This window comes from Rhizobium sp. CF080 (assembly GCF_000282095.2).
Classification (GTDB): domain Bacteria; phylum Pseudomonadota; class Alphaproteobacteria; order Rhizobiales; family Rhizobiaceae; genus Neorhizobium.
The window spans coordinates 354825-361920 of sequence record NZ_AKKC02000005.1 but is presented as its reverse complement, the minus strand read 5'-3'; the positions used below and the strand labels follow the sequence as shown (position 1 = coordinate 361920).

Here is a 7096-nt window from a genome sequence, read left to right as displayed (position 1 = left end):
TCATTACCGTCGCCGAACTTGGTGGCTTTGCCGGATTGGTGCCGGGCCTACAGGCGAATCTCGACGAGGAGATAGCGATGGCAAAGTGGCTAAAAACCAATCTTCGTCGGACTACCATTAAGTTCGCCAATCTCAAGGAAGCCGGGCAGACCGCAAAGATCTGAGTTCGTTACTCCTACTTGTCGGCTGTCGCGGACGGCGGCCGACGTCTTCCCACAACAAGGCGGATCACCGATGCTCATGGGATCAGACAACTCGAATTTGCGTAGACCGGATGTCAGCGGGCCTACCGACGGCCCTCGGATCACTCTGAGATTGGTGTCATGGACAATCATGCTCGGTACGCTCGCAGGAATAGCGTTGCTGGGTTAATGAGGCTGCTACGTGCAGCCGCACTATTAGGCTGGACAATTCCATTTCCGACGTGGCGACGGTGCCGTTTCATCTTTCGTAAAGGAAATCGCCGCGAGCGCGCAGAGAGGTCGATTCCGGGGCAAGCTTACTCAGCGGGGCGGTGCATACTCGCTCGCGGAGAGGGACCGCCTACGGCAAAACGGTAGGTCTCGTGCGGGGCCAATCGGTCCCGCCTCCCCTTCGGGCTATGCTGAGGCTCCTGCGGCTTGCCTTTCACCGCCCATGTCCTGTCGAGGACTCCCGAAATCGCGCCGGCGCGGCGCCATGCTGATTTCTCCGGTGCTCTTCATTATCCCTGATCACTGCGGGGTCGCGGCCCTCCACGCTCGCGCCTTCTCTTACAACCGAAGGCGAAGTCATCGTTTCGTTCATCTTGCATTCGCTCGGTTTCGCGTAGCGCTTCAAGACGCGATTGCTAGGGTTTGACGCTTGCCTTCGAGATAACGGCCGGCAAGGTTCTGTCTTCCGCGTCCAGACAATCTATCGGCATAACTTCTCGCAACATGACTGGTTGTATCGTATCGCTCAGGAGCGTGCTTATCCCGCCATGACGCCCCGGCCTTTGTGTGATCCAACACCATGTCCCGCGCAAATTGCTCGGCGGGCTCATCTTTGTCCCGCTCGATGGCGAGTTTGGCCGCCTCAATCTCGAACATGTTCGCCAGGGCAGCCGCCTGCGCAAATGCTTCTTTTCCCATTTTGCTGGGCGCCAGCCGAAGTGCAAAATAACATAGAGGTGGCGAAGCCGACGATCCCGATCGACATCAGTCCATTACCGGAACTCGACACGTTTCATTCCTTCGGTGAACGGGCATCTGGGTTGGATTTGGCGTCCTTAGGCCATAAATTTCAGGAGATTAACCGGAATACGGGGACGCAAGTCGTTATTAGGCGTCGCCATCGTATTTCGGCAAAGCAACGCAGAACCAAGTTCCGCTCACACCCTGCCCAAATTGCGGCACCTGATCGCCCACTCAGGGCAGTCCGTACTGGCAGCAGTGCCGCCAGCCCCTGTCGGGGCCTTATCCAATATTATTAGATCATGATCTCTCCGCCCGTCACGGGGATGACGGCCCCAGTCATGTAGCTGCCGAGCTCGGAGGCCAGGAGCACGTAAGCTCCAGCCAGCTCCGCCGGTTGTCCCGCCCGGCCGATCAATGTCTGTTCGCCGAACTTGGCCGCCTTTTCGGCAGGCATGGTCGAGGGGATAAGAGGAGTCCAGATCGGCCCCGGTGCGACCGCGTTTACGCGGATGCCTTTCTCAGCCACCATTTCCGCAAGCCCTGCCGTAAAGTTCGATATCGCGCCCTTGGTAGAGGCATAAGCCAGGAGCTGCGACGAAGGTTGGCGCGACTGGATGGAGGTGGTGTTGATGATCGAGCTTCCCGGCTTCATATGAGGGATTGCTGCCCGCGACAGAAAGAACGGCGCATAGATATTGGTGCGGAAGGTCTCGTCCCACTCGCTGGCTGAGATGTCGGTGATCGCTTCATATGTTCGCTGGAACGCAGCGTTGTTGACGAGGATGTCTATCCCGCCGAGTTCATCGACGGCGCGCTGGACCAGACTGTTGCAATGCCCCTCCGATTTGATGTCACCTGGCAGAAGGATTGCTTTACGGCCCGCCTCCTCGATCCATTTCGCTGTGTCCTTCGCGTCATCATCCTCATTCAGATATGAGATGAGAATATCCGCGCCCTCGCGCGCAAAGGCGATCGCGACGGCCTTGCCGATACCGGAATCGGCGCCCGTAATCAGCGCCACCTTTCCCTCCAGCTTCTTGTTGCCACGGTAGGAGCGCTCTCCATGGTCGGGGACCGGCTGCATTAGCTCCGTCTTCCCGGGCGGATCTTGATGTTGGGCGGGATAGGGCGGGATTGGTCGGCGTTCGTTAGCCATGGTTATCTCCATCTTGAAGGTCGGTCGGTGCTGCCAAGGCGAACCGCCATCTCACGCACCTTCCTTTGGGTTCACGCGAAGTCATTGCTCTCAGCGGCACCCTCTGAAATCACCCTTATTCATCTCCGCCGGATCATAATTCAGGTCGAAATCCTTCTCATGCTTCTTGCCTGGCGGATCCCAGTGAACCGTCGCGTCTTCCGAACCTGTTATGACGGTGGGTTTGGCGCTGTGAACGCCACTTGCCTTTCGGTCTGCCTGCGACGGAGCATATTGGCCCTTGGCGTCGTCTTGGGGGTTAGCCATCGTATCAGTCTCCCTTGGTTTTGCCGGCGTCGGAGAGCTTTTCTCGCGACGGATCCTGATTGTTCTCGCCCGCGGCATCCCTGTCGACGTCGGGATTATCTTTTGCAGGCAGATACCCGCGTGGGCGGGTTTTTTCGGGGCCTTCCCATCGCGGTGATTGGTCGGTCGTCCCGGGTGCTCCGGACTGTGGTGAAGTCGTTCCCATGGTCTTACTCCGCTTTCTGCAAAGCAAACAAAACGACGAACGCTTAGTTCCACCAAGGTTTGGGAGCTCGCGGCATCGTCGGACCAAGGACTTTGCCGCGACATTTATTCGAACCGAAAAGAGGGTCGCTCGAAGGCGCAACCAGTTGATAGTCTTGCTCTGTATTGAAGTGACCTTTAGTCACGTGAGCTGGCCGTCACTCTGGTCCCACCCGCAGCGCCGATGGTTTGACATATCAAAACCCGAATGTTCCGGTAAAAGACAAAATCAGCCCGAGAGCGCGGCTTAGCCCCCTCGTAAAGACGCGACATAAGTCGTAGCCAGGCCTCTTACGATTGCCCCCGATAAAAATGACGCTTGAGAAAGTCAGAGGCTCTGTAGCTGACGCCGGAAGGTCGTTCGGGATCCGTTATGTCAGATTCGGCCAGCACCTCCTCGTCGGCGGTCAACTTCCGCATAGGCACGGCGAGGAGCCTACGCCCCGACTGCGCGGTGAGGGCCTCGATCGCCCGCCGAAGGGAACCATGCTCCTCTGCGGCGGCTGCCACCTCGGATCCGCTCAGTCCAAGGTGTTCGCCCACAAGCGCGTTCCGCTGCTCGGTGATTTTGCTGGAGACCTCTTCTTGATTGGGACCAGCTTCGATGAGGATGTCGCATTCCGTGTCATAGCCCATCGAACGATTGTTGAGATTGGCCGATCCAAGTTTCAGGATCCTGTCATCGGCGATCATGATCTTGGCATGCACATAGATCGCGGTTCCGGCATCGTTGACAGGATAAAGCAAACGGAAACGATCGTGCATGTCGGCCGCCTGGACCAGGTTCATCAGCCGGATTCGGGCAGAGTCCATCGTCTTGGCTTCCAGCCAGCCATTCGCGCCTTGCGGATTGACCACAATGACCTCGGGGCCATCCGCTTCTTCGAGCCGTTTGGCGATTGCTTCCGCAACGCGACGCGACGCAAAATACTGGCTTTCGATATAGAGCCTCCGCTCTGCGCTCTTGATGATTGCAAGTGTGGCCGTCTCGATTTCGACTGTCTCCTTGCGACCTTCGTATTCCGGCAATGTGCGGGCTATGCCGATATCGATGTTGCGGAAATCCACTTCGAGGTCGTCAGGCCATGCATCCGTGCACCTCTCGACAGGTTCGAGAGTTTCGTCCGTTGCAGCCTGCCAGCGTGACCGCGCCAGTTCGGCAAGTGTTGCTGCCGCGTCGCCGGAAAAGCATGTTGTCGCGTCATGCCAGGGGTCCTGGGCAAATCCCATCGGCGAGCGGCGACGCTTGTCCTTTTCCAGGTGATCGGGCGTATCCCACCGCCCAACGGTCATGTCGATACCGCCGCAGAATGCAACCTGGTCGTCGATGACGAGGAGCTTCATGTGGTGCGCGGAGGCTAGAGGATGCGCACTGTCCAGCTTTAGATGCACGCGTTTGGAAAACATCCAGCCGAACATATAAATCGGCGTCTCTCCGCGGACGACTGACGAAATCAGGCCCATGTCCCACTTCAGGATACGGATATTGAGCTGATCGTTCCGCTTGGCGAGCCAGTTCAGGAAACTTCCGAGCTTGTCTGGCGGCCCGTCTTCGTGCTTGTCGGGAACAAGATCGATACGGGTGTCGAAGTCCCATCCGATCAACAGGATAGATTCGCGTGCCTTCAGCATAGCTTGACGGGCAAGCCGAAAGAAATCCGCGGCGTCGACGATCACCGACAGCCTATCGGCACGGCTGATCCGCCAGCACGTTTCGCCTTCTGCCAATATCGTCCGCATGCCGTCCACCAAATGAGCTCGTTGCGCCCGCTATGTAGTGTCCGCTGTGGCTTTGACCAGTTGGTACCATTTCCTGCGAAGCCTCGGCGCAGATTTGATCAGCCTCAGCCAGGATCGTCAGCTGCGCAGAATGATCCGCTGCTTGCATAAATCATTTCGGATGGTGGTGGCGGCGACCGATGCCTGGCCCATAGCGCTGCTGATCTGGTCAAGACCCAGTACGACATCGCCAGCCGCGTAGAGCCCAGTGACGGTCGTTCTCTGGTGCCGGTCGACCTCGACGCATCCGGCAGCGGTCCGCGTCGCTCCAAGGGCTGCTGCAAGTTCTGACCGCACGTCCGATCCCATCGCTGCGTAGATTGACGCGAAAGTTAAAACGCGGTCAGTCAATTTGACGGTGATCTTGTCCTCTTCCAACTCGATCCCAGCTACCGGGCCCGCGAAACTTTCTATTCGGTATCGCGCCAACGTGAGCAATTGCTCCCCAATCAGGTCGTGGGCGCCTTCCGGCGCAATCAGGGTTATGCGGGAGGTAAAGCTCCGCAAGAACAGTGCCTCGTTGAACGCGCGTTCCCCGGTTCCGAGGACACCGATGTTCTTGTCGGTGATCTCGAAACCATCGCAGACTGGGCAATATCGGATCAGCCCTTTCGCCAGCGCATCGGCGTGTCGTTCGTCAGACATCGGCGGTCTGTGATTTACGACGCCTGAGGCCAGCAGTACGGCTCGCGCGACGATGAACTCATCGTTCGCAGTCGCGATAAAGATGTCACCGTTCCTTTTCAGGGATGTCACCTCCGAGATGCGAAGATGTGCCCCATACCGTTCGGCTTGGATCCGCATCCTCCGGACAAGATCGCGCCCCGGTATCCCCTCCGGAAAACCTGCAAGGTTGTAAGTGATAGGGATGGATGCGGCGCGCCCCTGGCAGTGATCCACGACGATCACGCTCAGGTGGAACCGGGCCAGGTAGATGGCGGCGGTGAGGCCGGCTGGTCCACCGCCGATCACGACACAGTCATACATCATCGAGCTCGAATCATGCGGTCAGCACTACCTTGATGCAGTTGTCCTTCTTGTCGCGAAAGGTTTCGTAGAGGGCAGGGCCGTCCTCGAGCTTTGCCCGGTGGGTGATGATGAAGCTCGGGTCGATCTCGCCTTCCTCGATGCGCCGCAGGAGATCCAGAGAGTAGCGGTTGACGTGGGTCTGCCCGGTTCGGATCGTCAGCCCCTTGTTCATGGCCGCTCCGAACGGAATTTTGTCGAGGAACCCGCCATAAACTCCGGGAACCGACACGATCCCGCCCGGACGGCAAGCCATGATGGCGGCACGTAGGGCGTGAGGCCGGTCCGTCCCCAGAAGCGTCGCCGCCTTGACCTTGTCGATGATTGCATCGAACGACGCGGTAGCATGGGATTCGGCTCCGACGGCATCGATGCATTTGTCTGCGCCGTGACCGCCTGTCATTTCCTTGATCCGCTCGGGAATGGTCGCATCTTCATCGTCGAAGTTGATGATCTCTGCGCCCGCCTGCTGTGCCAAGGCAAGACGCTCGGGCACGTTGTCGATCGCGATCACGCGGGCTGCCCCCTGCATTAAAGCACTCTTGATGCAGAACTGACCAACAGGGCCACAGCCCCAGATCGCCACGATATCAGAAGGTTCAATCTCGCAATTGGCGGCAGCCATCCAGCCCGTTGGGAAGATATCGCCAAGGAACAGGGCCTGTTCATCGCTCATGCCATTCGGGATGACGATCGGCGAGACGTCGGCGTAAGGCACGCGCACATACTCCGCCTGGCCACCGGCGTAGGCCCCGGTCAAGTGAGAATATCCAAACAGCCCCGCAGTCGGATATCCGAAGGCCTTCGTCGCGTTGTCGGCATTCCGGTTCGTCCGCTCGCAGACCGACCAGTTGCCTTTCAGGCACTGCTGGCAATCGCCACAGCAGATAGTGAAGGGGACGACGACCCTATCCCCGACCTTCAGCTTCTTGTTATCGGGGCCGACTTCAACCACTTCGCCCATGAACTCGTGTCCAAGAATGTCGCCTTTTTCCATGAAGGGAATATAGCCGTCCATGAGATGCAGGTCGGATCCGCAGATGGCGCAAGCGGTCATCTTAATTATAGCGTCTCGACCGTCTTCGATCGTGGGCTCAGGGACGCTGTCGCAACGGATATCGCCCTTTCCGTGCCAGCAAAGTGCCTTCATGTGATAATCTCCTTGTTGTGATTGTCCGGCTGTCCCACTCACACGGATTTCCGTGGTTGCCAGAAGGACGAGCGCGGCTGCGCCTACGAGATAGTTGGGCCACAGATAGCTACACGCAACTGAACATCTCTCTGTTTGTTCCTTTGAGTTTTTTACGGACGTGGCAGAGATCGCGGCTCGAAATCCATGTCACACAGTGCGCCGGGCCGGGCTTCCTACGCAACGAGGTCACGCTTCGTCCAGCAATTCCTCCGACTCCCGACGCGGCCGCGCCAAGCG

General features: G+C 58.3%; 7 protein-coding genes. All 7 read right to left on the bottom strand.

The window, feature by feature from the left end:
• Positions 1-815 precede the first annotated feature (815 nt).
• The 7 genes from PMI07_RS17270 to PMI07_RS17245 all read right to left on the bottom strand — a co-directional run bounded on the left by PMI07_RS17270 (position 816) and on the right by PMI07_RS17245 (position 6817).
• Positions 816-1112 carry a DUF4142 domain-containing protein gene (locus PMI07_RS17270; protein WP_081760851.1) on the bottom strand — a complete coding sequence of 99 codons (297 nt, stop codon included), beginning with the start codon at positions 1110-1112 and terminating at the stop codon, positions 816-818.
• Between the two features lie 337 nt (positions 1113-1449).
• Positions 1450-2313, bottom strand: a complete 864-nt coding sequence (locus tag PMI07_RS17265) for an SDR family oxidoreductase (RefSeq protein WP_007757284.1) — start codon at positions 2311-2313, stop codon at positions 1450-1452.
• A 90-nt stretch (positions 2314-2403) separates the two neighbouring features.
• The gene (locus tag PMI07_RS35765) at positions 2404-2619 is read right to left on the bottom strand and encodes a hypothetical protein (protein WP_007757286.1); all 216 of its coding nucleotides are present in this window, start codon (positions 2617-2619) and stop codon (positions 2404-2406) included.
• Positions 2620-2623: 4 nt separating this feature from the next.
• Positions 2624-2824 carry a hypothetical protein gene (locus PMI07_RS35760; protein ID WP_007757289.1) on the bottom strand — a complete coding sequence of 67 codons (201 nt, stop codon included), beginning with the start codon at positions 2822-2824 and terminating at the stop codon, positions 2624-2626.
• Between the two features lie 329 nt (positions 2825-3153).
• Positions 3154-4326 carry a phospholipase D-like domain-containing protein gene (locus tag PMI07_RS17255; protein ID WP_245277179.1) on the bottom strand — a complete coding sequence of 391 codons (1173 nt, stop codon included), beginning with the start codon at positions 4324-4326 and terminating at the stop codon, positions 3154-3156.
• Positions 4327-4719: 393 nt separating this feature from the next.
• The gene (locus PMI07_RS17250; protein WP_348626245.1) at positions 4720-5631 is read right to left on the bottom strand and encodes an NAD(P)/FAD-dependent oxidoreductase; all 912 of its coding nucleotides are present in this window, start codon (positions 5629-5631) and stop codon (positions 4720-4722) included.
• A gap of 10 nt (positions 5632-5641) precedes the next feature.
• Positions 5642-6817: a zinc-dependent alcohol dehydrogenase gene (locus PMI07_RS17245; RefSeq protein ID WP_007757297.1), complete on the bottom strand. Its 1176-nt coding sequence runs from the start codon at positions 6815-6817 to the stop codon at positions 5642-5644.
• Positions 6818-7096: the final 279 nt, after the last annotated feature.